Origin of the sequence: Shewanella sp. DC2-4, from assembly GCF_013248875.1 — a bacterium.
Taxonomy (GTDB): Bacteria; Pseudomonadota; Gammaproteobacteria; order Enterobacterales; family Shewanellaceae; genus Shewanella; species Shewanella oncorhynchi.
The window spans coordinates 4220709-4242481 of record NZ_JABRVR010000002.1 but is presented as its reverse complement, the minus strand read 5'-3'; the positions used below and the strand labels follow the sequence as shown (position 1 = coordinate 4242481).

The following is a 21773-nucleotide window of genomic DNA, read 5'->3' as shown; positions in this document are numbered from 1 at the left end:
TTTATTTATCATCTTTTATTATTTAGTTATCAGCTAGTTGTCGTTTTATAGCATAGCGGAGAAAACGTTTGAAAACCGTTCAACATCAGGTTCAAAATCCATCTGTCCAAAATCAGCATAAGGGCGCCAGTACATTATGGGTGTTACTTGCCTTAGCACTCGGAACATTCGCTTTAGGCACCACAGAATTTGCTTCCATGACCTTAGTGCCTTATATCGCGAGCGATTTAGGGGTAGAGGTTGCCCATGTGAGTTATGCCATTAGTGCCTATGCGCTGGGGGTTGTGGTCGGTTCGCCGATTATCATGGTGCTGGCCGTTAGGGTCAGACGGCGAACACTCTTGATTGCCTTAGCCGGGTTAATGGCGGTGGCCAATGGCTTAAGTGCGTTAGCGCCATCATTGAATTGGTTAATCTTTTTTCGTTTTCTCAGCGGCTTGCCCCACGGCGCTTATTTCGGCGTGGCTATGTTGCTCGCCGCCTCTTTAGTGCCGCCAGAAATGAAGGCCCGCGCCGTATCGCGGGTGATTATTGGCCTTACGCTGGCGACGATTATCGGTGTGCCGTTTGCGACTTGGATGGGGCAAACTGTGGGCTGGCGCTCGGGCATTGGCATAGTGGCGATTCTGGCGACCATTACCGCGATAATGGTGTATTTTTTAGCACCTAATCAAGCCGTGCCCGCTGATGCGAGTCCCAAAAAAGAGCTACAAACCCTTAAAAATCGTGAAGTCTGGCTGACGCTCGGCATCGCGGCCATTGGCTTTGGCGGTATCTTCTGCGTGTATACCTATCTGGCTGAAACCTTAATCCAAGTGACACAAGTCGAGCCGTTTAAGATCCCAATCATGATGGCGGTATTTGGTATTGGCGCAACATTGGGCACGCTAGTGTGTGGCTGGGCGGCGGATAAGTCGGCCTTAGCGGCGGCGTTTTGGTCGTTAGTGTTAAGTACTGTGGTATTAGCGATTTACCCGAGTTTGACCGGACATTACTGGGCGCTGATGCCCGTGGTATTTTTTGTCGGTTGTGGGTTAGGGCTTGCCACTATTGTGCAAGCCAGATTGATGGATGTGGCACCCGATGGGCAAGCCATGACAGGCGCTTTAGTGCAATGCGCCTTTAATCTTGCCAATGCAATTGGGCCTTGGGTGGGCAGTTTAGTGATACTGTCTGGACAAGGCATTGCCGCGACAGGTTATGCGGCATCTTTGTTGTCATTGGGTGGACTGCTGATGTGGTGGCTGACCCACAGAGAAAGCCGTCGCGTCGTTACCCTAAACACAGCGAACTGCGCCGACTAGTGAGTGCTAAGGAAGAGACGCAGTGGTCATATTCTGTGTCTCGAATCCGCACATTTAGCCCCTTTGTATGGTGATATCGGCGATATAACCATGCTCTGTGGCAACTAAGGCTTGTTTAAGCATGCCAGCCGCTTCATCGGCGGACATAAAGCTTGAGGTATCTAAAGCCTTACCGCTACTGGGCCAAAAGCCTGTGTCCATGCCGCCGGGATACACGGCAATCAACTTCATTGGGCTTTGTTTAAGCTCTAATCGCACCGACTCGATAAATCCCCGCACCGCCCATTTTGCCGCGCAGTAAGTGGATTCTCCCGCCTTGGCGGCTAGTGCTGCGGTGGACATGACCACAACCACAGTGACCGCTTGATCTTTATAGCGTTTCACTAATTCCCGCACTAACAAAATCGTCGAGGTGACATTGTTATTGAGCAGGCTTTGGATATCGCTGGCGGTTTGGGTTTCAATCGCTCCAAAGTAGCCGCTGCCCGCACAGTGGATCACGGTTTTAGGGGCTTGCGTTAGGCCATCGAACAGGGCTTCGAGACTCGATTCACTGGCGAGATCGGCGGTGATCGCAGCGATAGTTTTGTTGGAGAAGGGCGTTAATGCATTGGCGACGGTTTGCAGACGCTCGGCATGGCGACCTGTGAGTGTCAGTGCTTCATTCTCTTTGGCGTAGAGCGATGCGAGCGCCGCGCCTAAACCACTGCTGGCGCCGGTAATTAATATCATAGTGACCTCGGTTAATGCTGTCTTGGTTTGAAAACCGCATCTTAAATCTAAGTGCGCTTCAATTCATGGGAAGGCGAGCGGTTAGATTAAGGTAAATAGCGGCTGATCGAATGCCACTTCATCGCCGTCTTTGGCCCAAATAGCGCTGACCACGCCATCGCGCTCGGCTTGGATGGGATTCATCATTCTCATCGCTTCGATAATGCAGATCACTTCACCTTGGCTCACATGTTGACCGACTTTAACCAGCGGCACCTCATCGAGTTCTGCCGCCGCGTAAAAAGTGCCGACCATAGGTGAGACTTGTACAAAACCTTCTGTACTTGGCAAAATGCCTGTTTGCTTTGCCTGTTCACTCAAAGGCGTGACGCGTGCTCTGGGTAGCGTTTGCTGTGATTGCACATTGGCTGGCATAGGGCTGTAACGGGTGATGCGAATTGATTCTTCACCTTCGGTGATCGCCAGTTCTGCTATGTCAGATTCTTGTACTAACTCAATGAGTTTTTTAATTTTACGAAGATCCATTGCCATTTATCTGCCCTTGCAAAGCACGCTATTGAATGGGATTACTGTGGCTGGTTGAGCCGTTTAATGGCCGCTGCCAGCGCAAACTCATAACCCTGTGAACCGAAACCGCAAATCACACCTATCGCCTTATCGGAAAAATAGGAATGGTGGCGAAAGGCTTCACGGGCGTGTACATTGGATAAATGCACTTCAAAGAACGGAATTGCCACGCCAAGCAAGGCATCACGCAGGGCGACGCTGGTGTGAGTAAAGGCGGCGGGATTGATAATAATCATCTGGGCATCGGTCGCATGAATCGCATTGATTAGCTCAAATTCGGCGTTGGACTGAATATGTTCGAGCTCAACTCCCGCCAACTTTGCCTGCTGATTTAACTCCGCCACTATGTCGGCTAAGGTTTGATGACCGTAAACGCTGGGCTCGCGGCGGCCTAAGAGGTTGAGATTGGGGCCATTGACGAGCAAAATTTTGTGACTCATTGCGCTTTCCTTTACGGCATGCCTTGGGATTAATGTTGGGATTAAAGTTGGAATAAATTTATTTCAGTTTTCGACATAGGCCACTAACTTAACCTGTTCAAATCGATTTTGCATTATCCGTTAGTCGATTGTGTGCGAGCTGAGCATGTACGAGCCAATTATACCTTTGACATTTTGTGCCATTGTTGGCTGGGTTCAATTGCGGTTATTTCTCTGGTACCGGGTTAGTAATTGTCTAAGTTGGCTGTCAGTTGAGTTAATTGCCACCTAAGTTAACTGTCACCTAAGTTAATAGTCACTCTTCTGTTGACGCATGGCCTTAGTGGCACCTTTTTGTTTCTTGGTTTCTAATCGCCGAGTTTGGCTGCCTTTAGTGGCGCGGGTGGGGATGCGTTTTTTCTGCACTTCACCGACACTGGCAACCAAGGCGATAAATTGCTCCAAAGCCGTTTGGCGGTTGGCATCTTGGCTGCGACTCGCTTGGCATTTGATAATGATTTTGCCGCTTTTAGTGATGCGGTGATCCGCCTTGTTGAGCAAGCGTTCTTGGTAAAACTCGGGTAATGATGAGCTTTTAATATCGAAAATCAGCTGCGCAGCGGTGGACACTTTATTTAAGTGCTGGCCGCCTGCACCACTCGAACGGATAAATTGCCACTCGATTTCATTTTCCTGAAGTTCCACACGGTTTGAGATTTTTATCATGGCAAACTTAGGCATTTTTCAGCATGGATTGAGAAGCCATCAATAATGACTTATGGCTTTCCAATAGATTTGTTATCATCGGGCGCATTCTTTGCCGCTGCATTGGCTAAAGCCATTGCCTGCAAAAGTGTTCTCGATTCGGAGTGCCTCTATGTTATGCCAAATCCCCGATATTGCTAAGGGTGTTATCAGTCTTTTTGCCAGTGGCCGACTATCCTCCACCGATTATCGGACCCGTTTACAGCCTGCGATTAAGAGTTATCGTAAGGATTGGGGCCAAGTTTGCCTGTATATTGAGGCAGATGTGTTACTCGAAGGCTGGGAATTTGAGTCACTCACAGGTAGTGGTGAAGTCCAGTTACCGAATTTTGAAGCCTTAGTGTTTGTGGGCGGCCCTGATTGGGTAGGAAATGCGGTACGCTTACTCGGGCCTTTTATGCAGGGCGAAGTGGCTTGGTTTCCACTCGAACAGAAAGCCAAAGCGATTGCTTGGATCACTAAGCGTTCGAATATTTAATGGTCTAATTTAGGCCATATTTACAAGGAATTAAGTATGTCATTATTGAAATCGGGCTCTTTTTCTTCACTGACAGTTTCTAAGGTCAGTGCGATTGCGTTAGTCTTGGCATTTACCGCTGGACTGAGTGCCTGCGCGCCAGAAGTGGGCAGTGATGCTTGGTGTAAGCAGATGAAAAATAAGCCGTCTGGCGATTGGACTGCTAACGAAGCCGCTGATTACGCTAAGCACTGTGTATTTAAATAAGCACTGGGTGTTTAAATAAGTGTTGCGTGTTTAAGTCAGCGTTAGCCTTTAGAGATCACAGCTTGAAAGACTTTGCTTGCGAGCTGTGAACTTATGTTTATCATACGGGTCAGATGTTCCGTTATCCGTTATCCGTTATTTGCTATAGGTGATATTTGAATTCTACCGCTAAGCCATTTTTTACTCGAATGGTGACCCTACTGATAGCCATTATCGTGCTGCAATTTGCTGGCGCTAATTTGGGTGCGCATCAGTTACATGCGGGCAATGGCGCGGAAGAAGCTGAGAATCATCCCCATCTGCAATTTAGCGCCCAAGTGACCACTTTGGCCCAATGTGTCGATTGCGTTTGTCCAAGCGAGCAAGCCTTAGGTTTTGCGGACTCCACGGGTGTCGCCAGTAATCACGCGGGTGAAAACCAAAGCAGCGGATTTCATTCCCACTTAGTTAAAACCACTGAAATACAAGATTTTGACCTATGCCTCGACTGCCAATGCCATGGCGGTCATGTGGCGCTGTTATCTCAGGCAGTGAGTCAGCCTGTACAGGCGTTAGAAAGCGTCTATCTGCCTACCGATGTATCCTATTTCCCGCCTGAAAATTTACCTAAATACCGCCCTCCTATCGCTTAATTCTCCAATATTCGGCTTATTTCTCGGCCTAGGACGATTGATTCATCTGATTGGATCTCATTCTATTTTGCCGTGTGATAAGCCCGTTATGTTCATCTCCCAAAAGATACGCTTGAACTGATGCTCGCAGCGTTAACTGTTGGAGCCGTCATTGGCTTTTTAGCCGTTACTGTATTGCTTGGCGGGATGATTCGATCGGCGCTTATTTGCCATGCCCAGAACGATATGATTGCTTTGCATTGAGCTATTTAAATGAAGCTCACATTTAGCCGTTTCGCTTTGGGCGCAAAAGTCAGCCGATCCACATTCGATATTGTTAGGATTTGCGATGAAAAAAACGATTCTCGCCCGTACTTTAGTTTGTCTATTTAGATCGGGCTTGTTTAGCTGTGGGTTAGTATTGGCCGCCGGATTGGTAGCCTTTGCCCTCGCGGCAGAAAATGACTCTCTTGAAGTCAACGTCCTTGAAACCAAAGCCTCTGAAGCTAATGCCCCTGAAATCAATGCCTCTGAAGTTGAGTCATTTAAGGCGCAATCACTGGGTTTACCCGCCAAAGAAACCGACACGGCACATGTCAACTTTGGCCAATGGTTGCCTGAGTTACTAACACAGTTCAATCAGTTACCTGAAGTTCAGGCGCAGCTTGTAAGGCAGCAACAGGCCAAACTGGCCATTCAGGCGGCAGATCGCGCTGTGTATAACCCAGAACTTGGGCTTAATTATCAAAATGCTGATACAGATGCCTACAGCTTAGGGCTCAGTCAAACCCTCGATTGGGGCGACAAGCGCGGCGTGGCGACACAGCGTGCCGAGCTTGAAGCGCAAATCCTGTTAGCGGACATAGGGTTAGAGCGTAGCCAAATGTTGGCCGAACGCTTACTGGCGTTGGCAGAACAGGCGCAAAGCCGTAAGGCGCTGACCTTTGCCGAGCAGCAATTAAGGTTCACTAAGGCGCAGCTCAATATTGCTGAGCAGCGATTGGCAGCGGGGGATTTGTCTAACGTCGAGCTGCAATTGATACAACTCGAAGTCGCCTCTAATACTGCCGACTACGCCTTAGCCGAGCAGGTGGCCTTAGTGGCCGATGGCAAAGTAATTGAATTACTTGGGGATAATAATTTCGCTTTTAGTGAGTTTATCAAGGAGATCCATTTCTTTGTGACTCAGGCTAAGCAAGCGCCAGCGGCCGAGTTGGGTACCTCTAAATCAGCCTTGCCAGCCTTGGCGAGTGCTTATCAGCAAGTGCTGCTCGCCAGAGTTAATGTCATGCAAGTCAAAGCGGAAGCTTCAGCTGACCCGACTATTAGCCTAGGCGCTGAAAAGGAGGGCACGGACAATAAGCTCGGTGTCGGCGTGTCGATTCCTCTACAAGTTCGCAATAACTACAGTGAGTTACAAGCCGTAGCCGATAAGGGCATCGCTATCGCGGAGCAAGGCTATCTTGCCCGTGAGCGAGTGCTTACCGCTAAGCAGAAACAATTCCTCTATGCGTTACCGCGTTTACTCGAACGTTACCAAGACTGGCGTGAGTTAGTGCAAGTGTCAGGTGCTAAAGCCGCTAAATCCTTAAGCCAACAATGGCAGGCGGGGGATGTGAGTACTAGCGAGTACTTGCAGAGCCGTCGTCAGTTAGCCGCCAGTTATTTGGTGGGCTTAAACCTAGAAACGGCTATCTATCAGAGTTGGTTAACTTGGATGGGCGAAAGTGGCCAGCTTATGCCTTTTATCGAAAAGCTCATTATAGAAAAGCTAAATGCAGTCCCTTCGATAACATCTAATACCGCCGTACGCACAGTAAACCCATGAGGTCACAATAATGAATTCAAATACTCACCATGAAAATGTCCTTCAACTGGATGCTGTAACGACGTCTGAAAAGCGTCGGTTTAACCTATCAAAAATCGCTCTCGCATTATTCGTGCTGAGCACGCTGGCATTTCTCGCTCAGCCTGTATTGGCTGGCGGTGATCACGCCCCCGTCGCTAAGGAAAGTGGCGATTCGGTAACGCAAATGGCGTCGACGGATGAACACGGCGAACAGGCGCTGAAATTGACCGAAGCGCAGCAAGCCTTGGCGGGGATTAGCTTATTACCTTTGTCGAGCGATAGCTTGAACCTAGCCAATTTGAATCTCGATATTAGGGCGACGGCGACCTTAGTGGTGGATCGCGATCGAACCGCGACCCTTGCGCCGCAGCTCGATGTGCGTGTGTTGGCGCGCCATGTAGTGCCGGGACAAGAAGTGAAAAAAGGTGAGCCTTTACTTACCTTGGGTGGCGCAGCCGTTGCGCAGGCACAGGCGGACTACATTAATGCCGCTGCCGAATGGAGTCGAGTCAAACGCATGAGTGAAGGTGCGGTTAGCGTCAGTCGGCGGATGCAGGCGCAGGTGGATGCCGAACTTAAACGGGCTATTTTAGAGGCAATTAAGATGACGCCCGCGCAAATTCGTGCACTGGAATCGACGCCCGAAGCCATAGGCAGTTATCAACTCTTAGCGCCAATTGACGGCCGAGTGCAGCAGGATATCGCCATGCTAGGTCAAGTTTTTAGCGCGGGCACGCCCTTAATGCAACTGACCGATGAATCCTATTTATGGGTTGAGGCGCAGTTAACCCCAACTCAAACTACGCATATCCAGGTTGGCAGTTCAGCTTTAGTGCAAGTAGGGGATAAGACGTTGGTAGGTAAGATTATCGGTCGCTCCCATGAACTCGACAGCGTAACGCGCACCGAGCAAGTGCTGGTGAGTATGCACAATCCTGATCATGTGTTGCATGCGGGGCAATTTGCTGAACTCTATTTTGCTGGCTCGACTACCGATCCAAACGGCAGTGGCATAGTGCTGCCCGATGCGGCGTTGACCCGTGGCGGCGATGGCGATTGGCAGATTTTTATTCAAGATGAGGATGGCTTCGAGTCCATTGAGGTAGAAGTGGTGCAGCGTCAACGCGGCTTGAGTCTAGTACGTGGACCTGAGCTTGAAAAAGCCCAACAGGCACAGCTCAAGGTTGTGGTGGCTGGCGCGTTCTTCTTGGCATCCGAGCAGGCGAAAGCGGGCTTTGATATTCACGCCCACTAATATGAGCGCCCTCATTTTGGAGATTTTCTATGTTGCAAAAGTTAATCGAAGCCGCGATTAAAAATCGGCTGTTAGTGGTATTGGCTCTGCTCGCTGTGATTGTGGGCTGTGTGGCCATGCTGCCTAAGTTGAATCTCGATGCCTTTCCTGATGTGACTAACGTGCAAGTTACCATCAATACAGCGGCCGAAGGCTTAGCCGCTGAAGAGGTGGAAAAACTTATCAGTTATCCGGTGGAATCGGCCATGTACGCCTTGCCAGCGGTGACTGAGGTGCGCTCGTTATCGCGTACTGGCTTGTCGATTGTGACTGTGGTATTTGCCGAGGGGACGGATATTTACTTCGCTCGTCAGCAAGTGTTTGAACAGTTGCAGGCGGCGCGGGAGATGATCCCAAGTGGCGTCGGAGTGCCTGAAATCGGCCCCAATACCTCGGGATTAGGGCAGATTTATCAGTATATTCTGCGTGCAGAACCTAACTCTGGCATTAATGCCGCCGAGCTGCGTAGCTTAAATGATTATCTGGTGAAGTTGATATTGATGCCCGTGGGCGGCGTGACAGAAGTCTTGTCTTTTGGTGGCGATGTGCGCCAATACCAAGTGCAGGTCGACCCGAATAAACTGCGTGCCTATGGCTTGTCTATGGCGCAGGTGACTGAAGCGCTAGAGAGCAATAACCGCAACGCTGGCGGTTGGTTTATGGACCAAGGCCAAGAGCAACTTGTGGTGCGCGGTTACGGCATGTTGCCCGCAGGAGACGCGGGATTGGCGGCGATCGCGCAGATCCCTCTGACTGAAGCCAGCGGTACGCCAGTGCGTATTGGCGATATCGCTCAGGTGGATTTCGGTAGCGAGATCCGTGTCGGGGCTGTGACTATGACGCGCCGCGATGAATCTGGCCAAGTGCAAAATCTCGGTGAAGTGGTGGCTGGTGTCGTGCTCAAACGCATGGGGGCAAACACTAAGGCGACGATTGACGATATTGGTGCGCGGGTGAGCCTTATTGAGCAGGCCTTGCCCGATGGAGTGTCCTTTGAGGTGTTTTACGACCAAGCGGAACTGGTCGATAAGGCTGTGACCACAGTGCGCGATGCGCTGCTAATGGCCTTTGTGTTTATCGTGGTGATCTTAGCGTTGTTCCTCGTCAATATCCGCGCGACCTTGTTGGTGTTGCTGTCGATTCCAGTGTCTATCGGGCTCGCGCTTATGGTGATGTCCTATTATGGTCTGTCGGCAAACCTGATGTCGCTCGGCGGTTTAGCTGTGGCGATTGGTATGTTAGTCGATGGCTCTGTGGTGATGGTAGAGAATATTTTCAAACACTTAACTCAACCTGATCGCCGCCATTTACCCGAGGCGAGGGCGCGTGCCGATGGTGAGGATGATCCCTATCACAGTGAGGAGGATGGTGCTAAAGCCTGTGGTGATGTCAGCGAATCGAATATGGTTATTCGGATCATGCTCGCGGCAAAAGAGGTGTGTAGTCCAATCTTCTTCGCCACCGCCATTATTATCGTCGTATTTGCACCGTTATTTGCCCTCGAAGGGGTTGAAGGCAAGCTGTTCCAGCCGATGGCGGTCAGTATTATTTTGGCAATGATGTCGGCCTTGCTGGTGGCGCTGATTGCCGTGCCAGCCCTTGCTGTGTATCTGTTTAAGCGCGGTGTGGTGCTCAAACAAAGTGTGGTTTTAGCACCGCTGGATGCCGCTTATCGCAAGCTACTCACGGCAACGCTTGCTAGGCCAAAGGTGGTGATGCTCAGCGCCTTGGTGATGTTCGGCTTGAGTCTATTATTGCTACCAAGGCTGGGTACCGAATTTGTGCCTGAACTGGAGGAAGGCACGATTAACTTGAGGGTGACGCTGGCACCAACGGCGAGTTTAGGCACTTCGCTCCAAGTCGCACCTAAGCTTGAGGCTATTTTGCTAGCATTTCCCGAGGTGGAATATGCCCTGAGCCGCATTGGTGCGCCTGAACTGGGCGGCGATCCTGAGCCTGTGAGTAATATTGAAGTCTATATTGGCTTGAAACCGATAGCAGAGTGGCAGTCGGCAAGCTCGCGCTTGGAACTGCAACGCTTGATGGAGGAAAAACTCAGCGTGTTCCCCGGACTCTTGCTGACCTTTTCGCAGCCGATTGCGACTCGGGTAGATGAATTACTTTCGGGGGTAAAAGCCCAGTTAGCGATTAAAATCTTCGGCCCTGATTTAGCGGTATTGTCACAGAAAGGCCAAGCGCTTACCGATCTCGTTGCGAAAATCCCCGGTGCCGTGGATGTGTCGCTTGAGCAAGTGAGCGGCGAGGCGCAATTGGTCGTGCGCCCCAAACGCGAGCTATTGGCACGCTACGGCATCAGTGTTGATCAAGTGATGAGCCTCGTCAGCCAAGGTATTGGTGGCGCGAGTGCAGGGCAAGTGATCGATGGCAATGCCAGATACGACATCAATGTGCGACTCGCGGCCGAGTTTCGCCAAAGCCCTGATGCGATTAAAGACTTATTACTTAGTGGCACAAATGGCGCCACAGTGCGCTTAGGGGAAGTCGCCAGCGTTGAAGTGGAAATGGCGCCGCCGAATATTCGCCGTGACGATGTGCAGCGCCGTGTTGTAGTGCAGGCAAACGTGGCAGGACGCGATATGGGCTCGGTCGTGAAAGATATTTATGCCCTAGTGCCAAAGGCGGATTTGCCTGCGGGATATACAGTGATCATTGGCGGCCAATATGAGAATCAGCAGCGGGCGCAGCAAAAGCTGATGCTAGTGGTGCCGATTTCTATCGCCTTGATAGCCTTGTTGTTGTACTTCTCCTTTGGTTCATTCAAGCAAGTGTTGCTCATCATGGCGAACGTGCCCTTAGCTTTGATTGGCGGCATAGTGGCCCTGTATGTCAGTGGCACTTATTTATCTGTGCCTAGCTCTATTGGCTTTATCACTCTATTTGGGGTAGCGGTGCTCAACGGTGTGGTGCTGGTGGATTCGATTAATCAGCGCAGGCAAAGCGGCGAAGCACTCTATGATTGTGTTTATGAGGGCACGGTTGGGCGTTTGCGCCCGGTATTGATGACGGCACTGACCTCGGCCTTAGGCTTGATCCCGATTTTATTATCATCGGGCGTCGGCAGTGAGATCCAAAAGCCGCTGGCAGTGGTGATTATCGGTGGCTTGTTTAGCTCGACGGCGCTGACCTTACTCGTCTTGCCGACCTTGTATCGCTGGCTATATCGCGGCGATAAGCGCATTGATGAGCTCGGTTAATCACAAGTAAGCCGTCATCGTGGGCAATAACTTGTTATGTTTCGGGTTATTGCCTTCGTTGTAGACAGGGTTATCACATTGACTAAAACTCTAAAAATCAGTGAGCTAAAGAGTGATAGATGGGCTAGTCTTAGAGTCGACATTAAGGACATTCATTTCTGGAGAACATTATGATTGCGGTAATTTTTGAAGTCATCCCGACAAAGGAAGGGAAGGAAGAGTATCTGCACGTGGCGGCTGAAATGCGCCAATATTTAGAAGGCCGCAAGGGATTGATTTCGATCGAACGTTTTCAGAGCTTAACCGACGATGGCAAAGTACTGAGCCTGTCGTTCTGGGAGGATCAAGCTTCTATCACCCAATGGCGTAATCAGATGGCCCACAGCATTGCCGAGCAAACGGGTATAGTGCCCTGTTTGTTTAACTCTTATCGCATTCGGGTGGCAGAAGTAGTGCAAGATTACAGTGAAACTGTGCATGTTGAAGCTGAGTAATCACTTATCTCGCTGATGTAAAAACAAAACCCATCTTTAGAGATGGGTTTTTTACGCGTGACACTTAAGTTTGAGATTATTTTTCTTGTTGAGCTTTCAATAGATCGCGGATTTCAGACAGCAACTCTTCTTCTTTGGTCGGTGCTGGTGGCGCTTTAGGCGCATCTTCTTCCTTGCGTTTTAGGGTGTTAATGGCTTTTAAACCCATAAAAATGGCGAAGGCGATAATCGTAAAGTCGATAATAGTCTGAATGAATTTGCCATAGGCAATGACCACAGAAGGCGCATCGCCTTGAGCTGCCTGTAGCACTATGCTCAAATCACTAAAATTCACGCCGCCTAGGATGATGCCAATTGGTGGCATGATGACATCGGCCACGAAGGACGAGACGATTTTGCCGAATGCGGCACCTATGATGATACCAACGGCCATGTCTATCACATTGCCACGGGACGCAAAAGCCTTGAACTCTTTAATTAAGCTCATTAGGTTTCCTCCAAAATTGAGATTAAATATTAAATTTTATTGTGCAAACTGTATCAGGAAAACCTAAGGTCTTTTGCAGCCTGTTACCTTGCCAAGCTTATAGGGGCTTATGGATTAAGGCAATTCTGACATAGAGGATTTTCCTCAAGGTAATGATTTACACTTTACAAAGTAACAATTGTTACTTTTTTGGGCATTCGATTTATTTATCTAGATCGGCATGGCCGATAAAATCAGGGACTTCTAAGACTTGCGATCCCCAACGTTTAAATAGGGAGCTATAGATGAATTCGATAAAGACGCGGTATTTTCGCGGTAGATATGCCCGCTGTGGATAGCTAAGCACTACCTTAGTTTGCACCATTGGATAGTCATCTAGTAGCGGGATTAAATCGCCTTTTTCTAATGCGACTTGGGCTATGATGGATGGCACCGCTGTGATCCCAAGCCCCGCTATGGCTGCCTCGCGAGCGAGGGTGACATTGTTTACCGTCAGTTGAGTCTTAGGCTCGGCGACAATCCAAGTTTTGCCATCGAATAATTTCCACGCACCTTCAATATGCGCCGACTGCAAGCGAATCGCTTTATGTTTGGCTAAGTCCTGTGGCACCTTGGGCGTTCCATGGGCAGCTAAATAAGCTGGGCTTGCCATAAGCGATTTATGGGCGTTGACTAAGGCATAGCTTTGCAGACGAGTGTCGCCAGAATCGGCAATTTGAAATAACAGATCTATGCCTTCTTCTATCACATCAACCTTTCGATTGGTGAGTTCAGCCTCTATGGTGATTTCGGGATAAAGCGTTAAAAACTGCGCGAAAATCGGCCCTAAAAACAATTGGCCTAATTCAATTGGGCAGACAATTTTTAGATTGCCTTTAATCAATTGCTGTTGGGCGCTGAGCTGATTTTCGGCGCTCTGCAGATCGCTGAGGATCTTATTGATCCTGTTGTAATAACTTGATCCTGCTTCGGTGAGTTTTAGGGCTCTCGTGGTGCGAAAAAGTAGTTGTGTGCCGGTATCGGCTTCGAGCTCGGCTATCTTGCGACTGACGGTTGCCTTAGTGAGCCCAAGGGCTTTGGCGGCACCCGTAAAGCTACCTTGCTCGACCACTTGAGCGAAAATTTGCACGCGATTGAGATCCATCATTGTTACACCTGTGAAACAGTGGGTTGATTTTTTACTGACTAATAAACTTAGTGAGACAGTAGTACACTAGATATCACTAATCAAGGAGTCATTCATGTCCAAAAGTAAACTCATTATCGCCGTTCCACTGTTACTCGCAGCAGTTGCGGGAGGCGGTTATTACTGGTGGACACAGGTACGTTTTATCGAAACCACGGATAACGCTTATGTTGAGGCCGATATTTCCCATATCAGCGTGAAAGTGCCCGGCTACGTTGTGTTAAGCGATGTAACTGATAACCAGCATGTGCAAAAGGGTGAGTTATTAGCTCAGCTGGAAGATAACCAATTTAGTGCCAAAGTGAGTCAAGCCGAAGCCTCACAGGCGAGTGCGAAGGCGGACTTGCAAACCTTAGCCGCAAAGGTGGAGTTGCAACGGGCGTTAATCACTCAAGCCAGCGCAGGCGTGGTGGCGGCAAAGGCCGATAAAATACGGGCACAACAACAATTGAGCCGCTCGAAAAAGCTTAAAGTCAGTAATTACAGCTCTCAAGATGATGTCGATCAACTGCAAGCGGGATTCGATTCTGCCGCCGCCCGCCTCGATGAAGCTCAAGCCGTGTTAGTGGCAAAGCAACGGGAGTTAGCGGTTTTTAATGCCCAATTAGATCAGGCGGGTTCAGTAGTAGAGCAGGCCGATGCGACTTTAGAGCTGGCGAAAATTCAATTAAATGATACCCGCGTGACCGCACCTTTTTCTGGGGTGATTGGTAAACGTGGCGCTATGGTGGGGCAGTATGTGCAACCCGGCCAAGCACTCTACAGTTTGGTTCCGGATGGGGCAGTGTGGATCACGGCGAACTTTAAAGAGACCCAGATCCAACATATGCAACCAGGACAGTCGGTGCAGGTCAGTCTCGATGCGTTTCCCGACAAAACCTTTATAGGTGTTATCGATAGTCTGTCACCGGCGTCCGGAGCCAAATTCAGTCTACTGCCAGCGGAAAACGCTACAGGTAATTTCACTAAAATCGTCCAGCGTATTCCCGTGCGTATTCGCTTAGATTTGTCTGAGGAAGAAGCACACATGCTACCGGGCTTAAGTGCAGTCGTGAAAGTGGATACGGCGTCGGGTACTGCAATATCGGCAATCGCTGCAAATACAGGTCGTTAGTATGAGCGCAACTGGCTCTATCACTGCGTCTGCCGATATGGAGGCGCAGGGCATCAGTGTACCTAGAAAGCCTACCGATTATGAACGTGGCAGTCGCCGTTCATGGATTGCGGTATTTGGTGGTTTGATCGGCGCCTTTATGGCGATCCTCGATATTCAAATCACCAATGCATCGATGAAGGAGATTCAAGGCAGCCTTGGGGCAACGCTCGAAGAAGGTAGCTGGATTTCAACCGCGTATCTGGTGGCTGAGATGATCGCGATCCCGCTTTCTGGCTGGCTCAGTACGGGATTGTCGGTCAGGCGTTATCTGTTATGGACCACGGCCGCCTTTATCTTTGCTTCCGTACTTTGTTCTATGGCGTGGAACTTAGAGGCCATGATCGCCTTTCGGGCGCTACAGGGCTTCTTTGGCGGTGCGCTTATTCCGCTGGCCTTTAGGCTTATCCTTGAGTTTTTACCCGATAACAAGCGTGCCGTCGGCATGGCGTTATTTGGCGTGACGGCGACCTTTGCGCCTTCAATCGGCCCGACCTTAGGCGGTTGGTTGACTGAGCAATTTAGCTGGCATTATCTGTTTTATATCAATGTGCCACCGGGTTTGTTGGTGATGGCCATGTTGGCCTACGGTTTAGAGAAGCAGTCGGTCGTTTGGGATAAGCTGAAGAATGTCGATCTGGCGGGCATAGTCACTATGGCGCTGGGGATGGGTTGCCTTGAAGTGGTGCTCGAAGAAGGTAACCGCAAGGACTGGTTTGGTTCAGAACTCATTCGTAATCTGGCCATTATTGCCGTCGTGAATCTGGTGTTATTTGTTTGGATCCAGTTAAGGCGTAAAGAGCCGTTAGTGAATTTGCGCCTGCTCGGTAAGCGTGATTTTGTGCTCTCTACCGTGGCGTATTTTTTACTGGGCATGGCATTATTCGGTGCTATTTATTTGATCCCGCTTTACCTATCACAAGTCCATGATTACACACCGTTAGAAATTGGTGGTGTGATTATGTGGATGGGATTTCCGCAGCTATTGGTCTTGCCCTTAGTGCCGAAATTGATGGAGCGCTTCGATAGTCGTTATCTCGCTGCCTTTGGCTTTTTAATGTTCGCTATTAGCTATTACATGAATAGCCAGATGACCGCAGATTATGCCGGACCGCAGATGATCGCCTCGCAAGTAGTGCGGGCATTAGGTCAGCCTTTTATTCTGGTGCCAATTGGAATGCTTGCGACCATGCATTTAAAACCCCATGAAAATGCCTCGGCATCGACGGTATTAAACGTGATGCGTAACTTAGGTGGTGCTTTTGGTATCGCGCTGGTGGCGACCCTGACTGACACTTTGTCGCGCGGGCATTTGGCTCATATTAAGGAATCTTTACCCGCAGTGAGCACACAAGCACAGGATTATTTAACCCAAAGCGCAAGCATGTTGCAGGCGGGAGGTTCAGATCCCTATACCGCTGCCGCGCAGGCGAAAGCTTTACTGGGCAAAACCATGAGTCAGCAAGCTTATATTCAGGCCTATAACGATGTGTTTTACATCATGGGCGCTCTGCTACTCATCGCCGTATTCGCTGTGCTGCTGATCCGTAAACCGACAGGGCCTGTGGCCCACGATGCCATGGTTGAGTAATAACGTTTTTCGTTATCCTGTTGTTGCCATAGATTTCCCCAGATCTATTGGTTTGCGCAACAGCTTTGTGCCTTAGTCCTCACGGATTAAGGCGCTTTTTTATGGTCTTTATGCTGTGGTAGACTCAAAGCTCTTTTTCGATGATTTGCAGAGGGATATCGTTTGCAGTGGCAAAATCTTACATTTAATCAATTAAATGCCAATAGGCTATACGACATATTGAAGCTAAGAGTCGATGTGTTTGTGGTAGAGCAGACCTGTGCGTATCCAGAGCTTGACGATAAGGATAGGCATCCAGAAACCCAGCATTTATTCGGCTTATCGTCAGACGGGGAACTGCTTGCCTACGCGCGTATTTTACCGCCGGGGTTGAGTTATCCAGAGGCGAGTATCGGCCGTGTGGTGGTATCGCCAGCGGGTCGAGGCAAAGGGCTAGCCATGCCTTTAATGCAGCACGCCATCGAATCTGCACTGACGACATGGCCCGACGCGGGGATCCAAATCGGGGCTCAAGATTACCTCAAAGCTTTCTATCAAAAACTCGGCTTTGTCGCCTGCTCTGAGATGTACTTAGAAGATGGTATTCCCCATTTAGATATGCGCTACCAATCAGCATAAGCGGCTATCAATATGAGTTATCTACATCAATTATCAACATAAACGATCAACAAAATCTTGGCACATAAACATTCAATATTAAGCCAATAAGGAACCGAGATGTCGATTTCAACGGACTATAGAATCAATCAACAACAAATTGCCTGCGTGGCGAGTTTTCTGGCTAAAGAGGGCAAAACCGAAGCGCTAATCGCTGCGCTCGCGAGCCTTATTCCTGATACGCGCCGTGAAGCGGGTTGTATTCGTTACGAACTCAATGTGAGCCGTGATGAACCACGTCGCGTGACGTTTGTAGAGAAGTTTGTCGATATTGCCGCCTTTGATGAGCACTGCGCTAAAGATGCAATTCAACACTATTTCCACCAAGTGATGCCCGAATTAGTCGAGTCATACCATGTGGAAACCTATCATCAAGTGATTGTTTAGCCATGAGATAAACGATTAGGAGCTTGCAGTGTTGATTAATGCTATCGAGCCAGTATTTAGATCTCTATCCGAATGGATCTCATTGATACTGCAAGTGACTAATGGCCGCAGCTGGAACCATTGCACTTTAACTCTTTAGTGCTAAAAGGCGTATTAGGTAAGGATAAGGCGAAATTGCTGGCTTAAGTTGCATTTGTCATCAATGTACCTGGTATTTATCTACGACAAGAATGACAAGCTGGACTTTGATTGTTTGACTTCACTGGGATTAATAAAGCTGCCTTGCTACTTTGCTTAATTGAACCCATTTTAACTTCATCGCAGAGTGAGTTTTATATCCATTCCAATCTAAAAAGCCGAGTGGTTTATCACTCGGCTTTTAATATATCTTAGATATCGCTTTATTTAGTGAAAAACACTAATGTCCAAGGGACTACGTATGCTTGGAGTACTGTTGTAGCGCGGCGCGAATTATGATCACACATCGCGCCAAACTTGATCACACTAGTTTACCGATTTCAGTAGGCATTTGCCTACTATGTTTAAATGCTTGTCAGTGGTCATGTAAACCTCATTTAAACACCCTTTATACATCCCCATCCCATACCACAATTTCACTATCCCGCACGGTTTTTCAACTCGTAGTTCGAAAGAAAAGCTGTGTGCATTTCTGTGGTTTAATTTTCTCAAACAATTTACTGGCTCAGGCGGGCATAAATTTGCGCGATTTTGAATCTGTTTTATTGTTTGTAAAAACTAGCATACTTATAAGAAGGAGATTTTATGCACACTGCTACCGCAGATTCGTTTCAAAGCTTAGAAAACAAAGTGAATTTGCTCATAGACTGCTTAGAGGGGAAACGTGTTGAGTTAGGTAAATCTAGCCATTTAGCTTGGTATGAACACCTAAATGGGATCTTAGTAGATGTTCAGCTATTGAAGTCTCATTATAACAGTTAGCAACTAAGCCCCTCGATGAGGGGCTTTTTTATATCTCTAATTCAACATAAGTCAGGTCGGCGGCTTGGCCTTGGATCTGGCCATCAACGATATACACTTTCCCACTGGTGACTGAGTCCCCCAAAACGGTCTGATAACTGCCATCGGCGTGCTGTACTGTCGTGGTGCCATTCGTCACGTTAATCACAGTGGCAACACTGCGCTGGGGCTTAGGGTTTAAGTTCGCTAAGCGTTGATAGATGTTGCTCATGCTGCCACCTCATTACGCAATAGCGTCACGGTCTGATTCACTGTAACCATCCCCGTTGACTCATTAACGCTCCCGCTTATACTGAAGCTTTCACACACAGACTTAAACACCTCGGCACCTTTACGAACTCCAATTAACATGCCTGGTCGCATGGGTGGCAAATCCGCCATGACCTTAGCGCGAATGCTGTTTTGCACCTTATTACCTGCGTTGGCTAACTCGGCTGTTGCACGCATTCTCGCAGCTTGATTATCAGTGATTAACTTATCCACTATATCAGCAGCAAAGTTGTCACCAGCGGTCCCGAAACGTTTCACTTTCGCCGCCACGCCTTGCTGTTCACCACGCACAAACACCGCATTAGCATCGGGGCGAATGTCGATACGCTCGTTAAATTCGAGGATCACTCCATCGTGCAAAATCACATCGGGAATTGCGCTTGCGGTATTCCAAGGTACGACTGGCCACTGAGGGATCACCGTTATAGTCTGAGTTTCATCATTCACATCGAGCATGGCCCCGAATGCTATTTGCCATCATGTTAATGGCTTCTGCGGGTGTTTTAGCGGCATAGCTAAAGGCGTTTGCGGGTACAGGGTAATCACTAATTTTACTGGCGACAGTCCACCCAGTATTAGCCACAATATCGGCCATCAAACCAATAAAGCTGCGGGCTACCACGTTCACATAGTTGATGGCCTTTCGGTTCGGGCTGGCGAGTGTGGCTAAGCGGCCTCGACCTGTCGCGCTATAACTGGTTTTGCCGAAGGCTTTAGATTCGCTGGCAGACTCACAAAGCAGGTAAAAGTCATAGCCGTTAATGCTTATTTTCAGTAATTCATTAGCGGCACGCTCGGCATCGATACGGGATGAAAACGCTAAGCTTCCGCTACTGGCCCATTGCGAACGGGACTGTGAAATAGATACAGATTTGAGCACCACAGCAACGCCGTCACTCACACGAACACAACTGATTTGAGGCTGCATGAGGTAACTCCTTCTAATTTGTGGTTCGATGGGGATCTTAAAATCAATGGTGGGTAAAGATGGATTTGTGCCTATCAGGCCGCCGCCATCGTCCCAGTAACAAACATTGGGTGAAGGGGTAAAATTGAGCACAATCGGGCTAGCTGCATTTACCCATGGATCGCTAAAGTTAATGGTGATCTTGCCTTTGGGTGGTCGATACTTACTCGAGCACACCCACCGCGCCGCATGTGGTCCCCATGCAATCCCCTTCATATCGCCTGCAGCGTGAATAGCAGAGTAAGCAAGCTTAACCTCAGTCCCGACTAGCGCCCTCTTTAGTAAACCCAGCGTGATAATCTGCGTGGTAGCCTCTGGTTGTCGCCATAGCATTTCAACCCGTGATGGCACTAAGTCAGGCAATAGCCATAGGCAAGAAGCTTGCACACTATGTAACTGCGGCACCAACCAAAGCAAATCAGCTTTACATGGCACTAGGTTATTCCAGCGCCAAACCACTGAGGCGGTAATACCCAGTAATGCTTTAGCTTGCCACTTGGCCGTCACGATTTGCGTCACATGCCCAACTTGCCATTGTGACGTTAATTGTGTGGCATGGCTTTGGGTGGCTTCTTTAATGGTTAGCTGCTGTGCAACACTCGGCGCAATCGAGATACCTATGCCGCACATTATACCAATGGTACCCGCGCTAATAGGTACCTCTGGTATCTCTGGCGTGGGTTCATCACCAAAATTAATGGTGAGTGGTGAATGAGCGTTTAGCCATTGGCCGCTAAAATTAATCGTGATAGCAGTCATAGCTATAGATTCACACGGTTAGCATCAACTAATTCATAGGTAACACCATCAACTATTTCAGCATTAAAGTTTTTGTCATCATCCATAATGACCACAATCACGCCGTCTGTAGCTTGAGTTGGTGGTAACAGTAACTTGACTACGCCACTAGGCGGAAAGTCGCCAAGTCTTAAGGGGTAAAAAGTCGATCTATCAATCACGGCGTATCGTTCAGCAAACTTATCTTGATTAGTTATCGAAAGTTGCCCAAGAAGGTATACACCTTTAGAGATTGTTGGTGATGGCAATATAACACTAGGCATACCATTCTCCCGTTGAAAGCCATACTCTTGAACCACCATAGTGGTATTGAGGCATTAGGTGCCACTCAATACCGTCTGCTATCCACTTATAAATATTGGGTTCAATTGCACAACCAAGAAAGGGTGATAAATGCAATCCCGGCAAAATGCCCCTTATAACAGGTTGTAGCATGCTCCGTAAGTGATTAACGCCTTGACTATCAACGTATGACGATAAGTTACTGGCTTCTGAAATCTGACTAGAATTCAATCCTATGACCACAGGCATGAATGTCATATTGAAACTTGGCGGAGGCGTGGCTGTTATTGCTGATGTTCCATAACCTGTCGTAAGGGGCAAATTGGTTTGTAGCAATACGCCCCTTTTAGGACTTACCAAGCTAGCTGTCTCATATAATTTTAAACAATCATTGTTAGAACTGTACGCATATAACAGGCTACCGCCTCCGTTACCCGTCAATGACACATCGGCTTGAATTGGTGATGATATTGTAATAAATGTATGAACATCACCTGGTACGAAACTTTGAAAATCACCGACAAACAACAACGGCATAGTGCTTGTTGTACCAGCAACATTTCCCCCTGTTTGTGCTGTGCTACCGAAAATTAAAATGTAAAAAGATTTTGGGGTTGCATATACCACCCATCGAGTATGAATGTTTGCACCAGTCATAAAATAATCACGATAGCTGGCACCTGCTACCGTTGACCAATCAGGATTTAACGAGCTAATGAATGGTGCATTTTGTGTAAACAATACATCATTACTAACATCACCGGAGGTCTTAGCCCATATTTTAACAAAACCGCCTGAACCATGTTCAGTCGAATTTCTAAACACAATACTGTTTGCTGCACCGTCCTGAAAAGGTATTGTCCACCCTGCTCCCTGCTTAGAGCCATATCCATCAACAAGACATTTCTTCAAAATATTGATAATTTCAGAAGGCTTTCGAGTTCCAATCGAAGGCGCACCCGCATCATCCCAGCGATATACTGTTGGTGTAAAACCCATAATAATGACTCCTTTAAATTTCG

The 21773-nt window shown here is 48.5% G+C and carries 24 protein-coding genes; 13 read left to right on the top strand and 11 right to left on the bottom strand.

Annotation, left to right across the window (positions count from 1 at the left end):
* Nucleotides 1-68 precede the first annotated feature (68 nt).
* On the top strand, nucleotides 69-1304 hold the full coding sequence (locus HQQ92_RS19290; RefSeq protein WP_028759320.1) for an MFS transporter: 1236 nt from the start codon (nucleotides 69-71) through the stop codon (nucleotides 1302-1304).
* Between the two features lie 54 nt (nucleotides 1305-1358).
* On the opposite strand, the gene HQQ92_RS19285 is transcribed toward HQQ92_RS19290, so the two are convergent.
* From HQQ92_RS19285 to arfB, 4 genes are all read right to left on the bottom strand, one after another.
* Nucleotides 1359-2036, bottom strand: coding sequence for an SDR family NAD(P)-dependent oxidoreductase (locus HQQ92_RS19285; protein WP_113939203.1), 678 nt, complete (start codon nucleotides 2034-2036; stop codon nucleotides 1359-1361).
* Nucleotides 2037-2117: 81 nt separating this feature from the next.
* Nucleotides 2118-2567: an acetyl-CoA carboxylase biotin carboxyl carrier protein gene (gene accB / locus HQQ92_RS19280; RefSeq protein WP_173247752.1), complete on the bottom strand. Its 450-nt coding sequence runs from the start codon at nucleotides 2565-2567 to the stop codon at nucleotides 2118-2120.
* A 35-nt stretch (nucleotides 2568-2602) separates the two neighbouring features.
* A complete protein-coding gene (gene aroQ, locus HQQ92_RS19275) occupies nucleotides 2603-3043 on the bottom strand; it encodes a type II 3-dehydroquinate dehydratase (protein WP_028759381.1) in 441 nt (146 codons plus the stop codon).
* A 288-nt stretch (nucleotides 3044-3331) separates the two neighbouring features.
* Nucleotides 3332-3763 carry an alternative ribosome rescue aminoacyl-tRNA hydrolase ArfB gene (gene arfB / locus HQQ92_RS19270; protein WP_011787977.1) on the bottom strand — a complete coding sequence of 144 codons (432 nt, stop codon included), beginning with the start codon at nucleotides 3761-3763 and terminating at the stop codon, nucleotides 3332-3334.
* Between the two features lie 136 nt (nucleotides 3764-3899).
* On the opposite strand from arfB, the gene HQQ92_RS19265 reads away from it, so the two are divergent.
* The 7 genes from HQQ92_RS19265 to HQQ92_RS19235 all read left to right on the top strand — a co-directional run bounded on the left by HQQ92_RS19265 (nucleotide 3900) and on the right by HQQ92_RS19235 (nucleotide 11974).
* Nucleotides 3900-4265 carry an STAS/SEC14 domain-containing protein gene (locus HQQ92_RS19265; protein ID WP_105250333.1) on the top strand — a complete coding sequence of 122 codons (366 nt, stop codon included), beginning with the start codon at nucleotides 3900-3902 and terminating at the stop codon, nucleotides 4263-4265.
* 36 nt (nucleotides 4266-4301) lie between these two features.
* Complete coding sequence (locus tag HQQ92_RS19260) at nucleotides 4302-4511, top strand: DUF3012 domain-containing protein (protein WP_028759383.1); 210 nt, start codon at nucleotides 4302-4304, stop codon at nucleotides 4509-4511.
* Nucleotides 4512-4699: 188 nt separating this feature from the next.
* On the top strand, nucleotides 4700-5143 hold the full coding sequence (locus tag HQQ92_RS19255) for a hypothetical protein (protein WP_173248730.1): 444 nt from the start codon (nucleotides 4700-4702) through the stop codon (nucleotides 5141-5143).
* Between the two features lie 328 nt (nucleotides 5144-5471).
* Nucleotides 5472-6950 (top strand): TolC family protein, encoded by a 1479-nt coding sequence (locus HQQ92_RS19250; protein ID WP_173247749.1) that lies wholly within the window; start codon nucleotides 5472-5474, stop codon nucleotides 6948-6950.
* 10 nt (nucleotides 6951-6960) lie between these two features.
* Nucleotides 6961-8226: an efflux RND transporter periplasmic adaptor subunit gene (locus tag HQQ92_RS19245; protein ID WP_173247746.1), complete on the top strand. Its 1266-nt coding sequence runs from the start codon at nucleotides 6961-6963 to the stop codon at nucleotides 8224-8226.
* A 29-nt stretch (nucleotides 8227-8255) separates the two neighbouring features.
* Nucleotides 8256-11480, top strand: a complete 3225-nt coding sequence (locus HQQ92_RS19240) for an efflux RND transporter permease subunit (protein WP_173247743.1) — start codon at nucleotides 8256-8258, stop codon at nucleotides 11478-11480.
* A gap of 170 nt (nucleotides 11481-11650) precedes the next feature.
* Entirely contained in the window at nucleotides 11651-11974 is a 324-nt protein-coding gene (locus HQQ92_RS19235) for an antibiotic biosynthesis monooxygenase (RefSeq protein WP_025008611.1), read from the top strand.
* 76 nt (nucleotides 11975-12050) lie between these two features.
* Here HQQ92_RS19235 and mscL read toward each other — a convergent pair whose 3' ends face one another.
* Both mscL and HQQ92_RS19225 read right to left on the bottom strand, forming a co-directional pair.
* Nucleotides 12051-12461, bottom strand: coding sequence for a large-conductance mechanosensitive channel protein MscL (gene mscL, locus HQQ92_RS19230; protein ID WP_105250328.1), 411 nt, complete (start codon nucleotides 12459-12461; stop codon nucleotides 12051-12053).
* Nucleotides 12462-12663: 202 nt separating this feature from the next.
* Entirely contained in the window at nucleotides 12664-13608 is a 945-nt protein-coding gene (locus HQQ92_RS19225) for a LysR family transcriptional regulator (protein ID WP_173247741.1), read from the bottom strand.
* A 94-nt stretch (nucleotides 13609-13702) separates the two neighbouring features.
* Between HQQ92_RS19225 and HQQ92_RS19220 the strand changes: the two genes are divergently transcribed.
* From HQQ92_RS19220 to HQQ92_RS19200, 5 genes are all read left to right on the top strand, one after another.
* A complete protein-coding gene (locus HQQ92_RS19220; protein WP_173247738.1) occupies nucleotides 13703-14761 on the top strand; it encodes an HlyD family secretion protein in 1059 nt (352 codons plus the stop codon).
* A gap of 1 nt (nucleotide 14762) precedes the next feature.
* Complete coding sequence (locus tag HQQ92_RS19215) at nucleotides 14763-16391, top strand: DHA2 family efflux MFS transporter permease subunit (protein WP_173247733.1); 1629 nt, start codon at nucleotides 14763-14765, stop codon at nucleotides 16389-16391.
* 162 nt (nucleotides 16392-16553) lie between these two features.
* Nucleotides 16554-17009: a GNAT family N-acetyltransferase gene (locus HQQ92_RS19210; protein ID WP_105250325.1), complete on the top strand. Its 456-nt coding sequence runs from the start codon at nucleotides 16554-16556 to the stop codon at nucleotides 17007-17009.
* Nucleotides 17010-17108: 99 nt separating this feature from the next.
* Entirely contained in the window at nucleotides 17109-17435 is a 327-nt protein-coding gene (locus tag HQQ92_RS19205) for a putative quinol monooxygenase (protein WP_173247731.1), read from the top strand.
* A gap of 783 nt (nucleotides 17436-18218) precedes the next feature.
* Nucleotides 18219-18395 carry a hypothetical protein gene (locus HQQ92_RS19200; protein WP_173247728.1) on the top strand — a complete coding sequence of 59 codons (177 nt, stop codon included), beginning with the start codon at nucleotides 18219-18221 and terminating at the stop codon, nucleotides 18393-18395.
* Between the two features lie 28 nt (nucleotides 18396-18423).
* Here HQQ92_RS19200 and HQQ92_RS19195 read toward each other — a convergent pair whose 3' ends face one another.
* From HQQ92_RS19195 to HQQ92_RS19180, 5 genes are read right to left on the bottom strand one after another with little or no spacing between them, the layout of a single operon-like run.
* Nucleotides 18424-18645, bottom strand: a complete 222-nt coding sequence (locus HQQ92_RS19195; protein WP_131523171.1) for a hypothetical protein — start codon at nucleotides 18643-18645, stop codon at nucleotides 18424-18426.
* Nucleotides 18642-19160, bottom strand: a complete 519-nt coding sequence (locus HQQ92_RS23775; RefSeq protein WP_254306337.1) for a hypothetical protein — start codon at nucleotides 19158-19160, stop codon at nucleotides 18642-18644. Before HQQ92_RS23775 ends, HQQ92_RS19195 begins: the two co-directional genes overlap by 4 nt.
* Nucleotides 19144-20430, bottom strand: a complete 1287-nt coding sequence (locus tag HQQ92_RS19190; RefSeq protein ID WP_254306336.1) for a hypothetical protein — start codon at nucleotides 20428-20430, stop codon at nucleotides 19144-19146. Before HQQ92_RS19190 ends, HQQ92_RS23775 begins: the two co-directional genes overlap by 17 nt.
* Nucleotides 20431-20432: 2 nt before the next feature.
* Nucleotides 20433-20732, bottom strand: a complete 300-nt coding sequence (locus tag HQQ92_RS19185) for a hypothetical protein (RefSeq protein ID WP_173247725.1) — start codon at nucleotides 20730-20732, stop codon at nucleotides 20433-20435.
* Nucleotides 20725-21750 (bottom strand): hypothetical protein, encoded by a 1026-nt coding sequence (locus HQQ92_RS19180; protein WP_173247722.1) that lies wholly within the window; start codon nucleotides 21748-21750, stop codon nucleotides 20725-20727. The genes HQQ92_RS19185 and HQQ92_RS19180 overlap by 8 nt, the downstream gene beginning before the upstream one ends.
* Nucleotides 21751-21773: the final 23 nt, after the last annotated feature.

What these genes read in the sequence shown, in the direction of transcription:
- HQQ92_RS19285 (WP_113939203.1), bottom strand. Translation starts at nt 2,036, where the DNA reads ATGATATTAATTACCGGCGCCAGCAGTGGTTTAGGCGCGGCGCTCGCA.
- accB (WP_173247752.1), bottom strand. Translation starts at nt 2,567, where the DNA reads ATGGCAATGGATCTTCGTAAAATTAAAAAACTCATTGAGTTAGTACAA.
- aroQ (WP_028759381.1), bottom strand. Translation starts at nt 3,043, where the DNA reads ATGAGTCACAAAATTTTGCTCGTCAATGGCCCCAATCTCAACCTCTTA.
- arfB (WP_011787977.1), bottom strand. Translation starts at nt 3,763, where the DNA reads ATGCCTAAGTTTGCCATGATAAAAATCTCAAACCGTGTGGAACTTCAG.
- HQQ92_RS19265 (WP_105250333.1), top strand. Translation starts at nt 3,900, where the DNA reads ATGTTATGCCAAATCCCCGATATTGCTAAGGGTGTTATCAGTCTTTTT.
- HQQ92_RS19260 (WP_028759383.1), top strand. Translation starts at nt 4,302, where the DNA reads ATGTCATTATTGAAATCGGGCTCTTTTTCTTCACTGACAGTTTCTAAG.
- HQQ92_RS19255 (WP_173248730.1), top strand. Translation starts at nt 4,700, where the DNA reads ATGGTGACCCTACTGATAGCCATTATCGTGCTGCAATTTGCTGGCGCT.
- HQQ92_RS19250 (WP_173247749.1), top strand. Translation starts at nt 5,472, where the DNA reads ATGAAAAAAACGATTCTCGCCCGTACTTTAGTTTGTCTATTTAGATCG.
- HQQ92_RS19245 (WP_173247746.1), top strand. Translation starts at nt 6,961, where the DNA reads ATGAATTCAAATACTCACCATGAAAATGTCCTTCAACTGGATGCTGTA.
- HQQ92_RS19240 (WP_173247743.1), top strand. Translation starts at nt 8,256, where the DNA reads ATGTTGCAAAAGTTAATCGAAGCCGCGATTAAAAATCGGCTGTTAGTG.
- HQQ92_RS19235 (WP_025008611.1), top strand. Translation starts at nt 11,651, where the DNA reads ATGATTGCGGTAATTTTTGAAGTCATCCCGACAAAGGAAGGGAAGGAA.
- mscL (WP_105250328.1), bottom strand. Translation starts at nt 12,461, where the DNA reads ATGAGCTTAATTAAAGAGTTCAAGGCTTTTGCGTCCCGTGGCAATGTG.
- HQQ92_RS19225 (WP_173247741.1), bottom strand. Translation starts at nt 13,608, where the DNA reads ATGATGGATCTCAATCGCGTGCAAATTTTCGCTCAAGTGGTCGAGCAA.
- HQQ92_RS19220 (WP_173247738.1), top strand. Translation starts at nt 13,703, where the DNA reads ATGTCCAAAAGTAAACTCATTATCGCCGTTCCACTGTTACTCGCAGCA.
- HQQ92_RS19215 (WP_173247733.1), top strand. Translation starts at nt 14,763, where the DNA reads ATGAGCGCAACTGGCTCTATCACTGCGTCTGCCGATATGGAGGCGCAG.
- HQQ92_RS19205 (WP_173247731.1), top strand. Translation starts at nt 17,109, where the DNA reads ATGTCGATTTCAACGGACTATAGAATCAATCAACAACAAATTGCCTGC.
- HQQ92_RS19200 (WP_173247728.1), top strand. Translation starts at nt 18,219, where the DNA reads ATGCACACTGCTACCGCAGATTCGTTTCAAAGCTTAGAAAACAAAGTG.
- HQQ92_RS19195 (WP_131523171.1), bottom strand. Translation starts at nt 18,645, where the DNA reads ATGAGCAACATCTATCAACGCTTAGCGAACTTAAACCCTAAGCCCCAG.
- HQQ92_RS23775 (WP_254306337.1), bottom strand. Translation starts at nt 19,160, where the DNA reads ATGCTCGATGTGAATGATGAAACTCAGACTATAACGGTGATCCCTCAG.
- HQQ92_RS19190 (WP_254306336.1), bottom strand. Translation starts at nt 20,430, where the DNA reads ATGACTGCTATCACGATTAATTTTAGCGGCCAATGGCTAAACGCTCAT.
- HQQ92_RS19185 (WP_173247725.1), bottom strand. Translation starts at nt 20,732, where the DNA reads ATGCCTAGTGTTATATTGCCATCACCAACAATCTCTAAAGGTGTATAC.
- HQQ92_RS19180 (WP_173247722.1), bottom strand. Translation starts at nt 21,750, where the DNA reads ATGGGTTTTACACCAACAGTATATCGCTGGGATGATGCGGGTGCGCCT.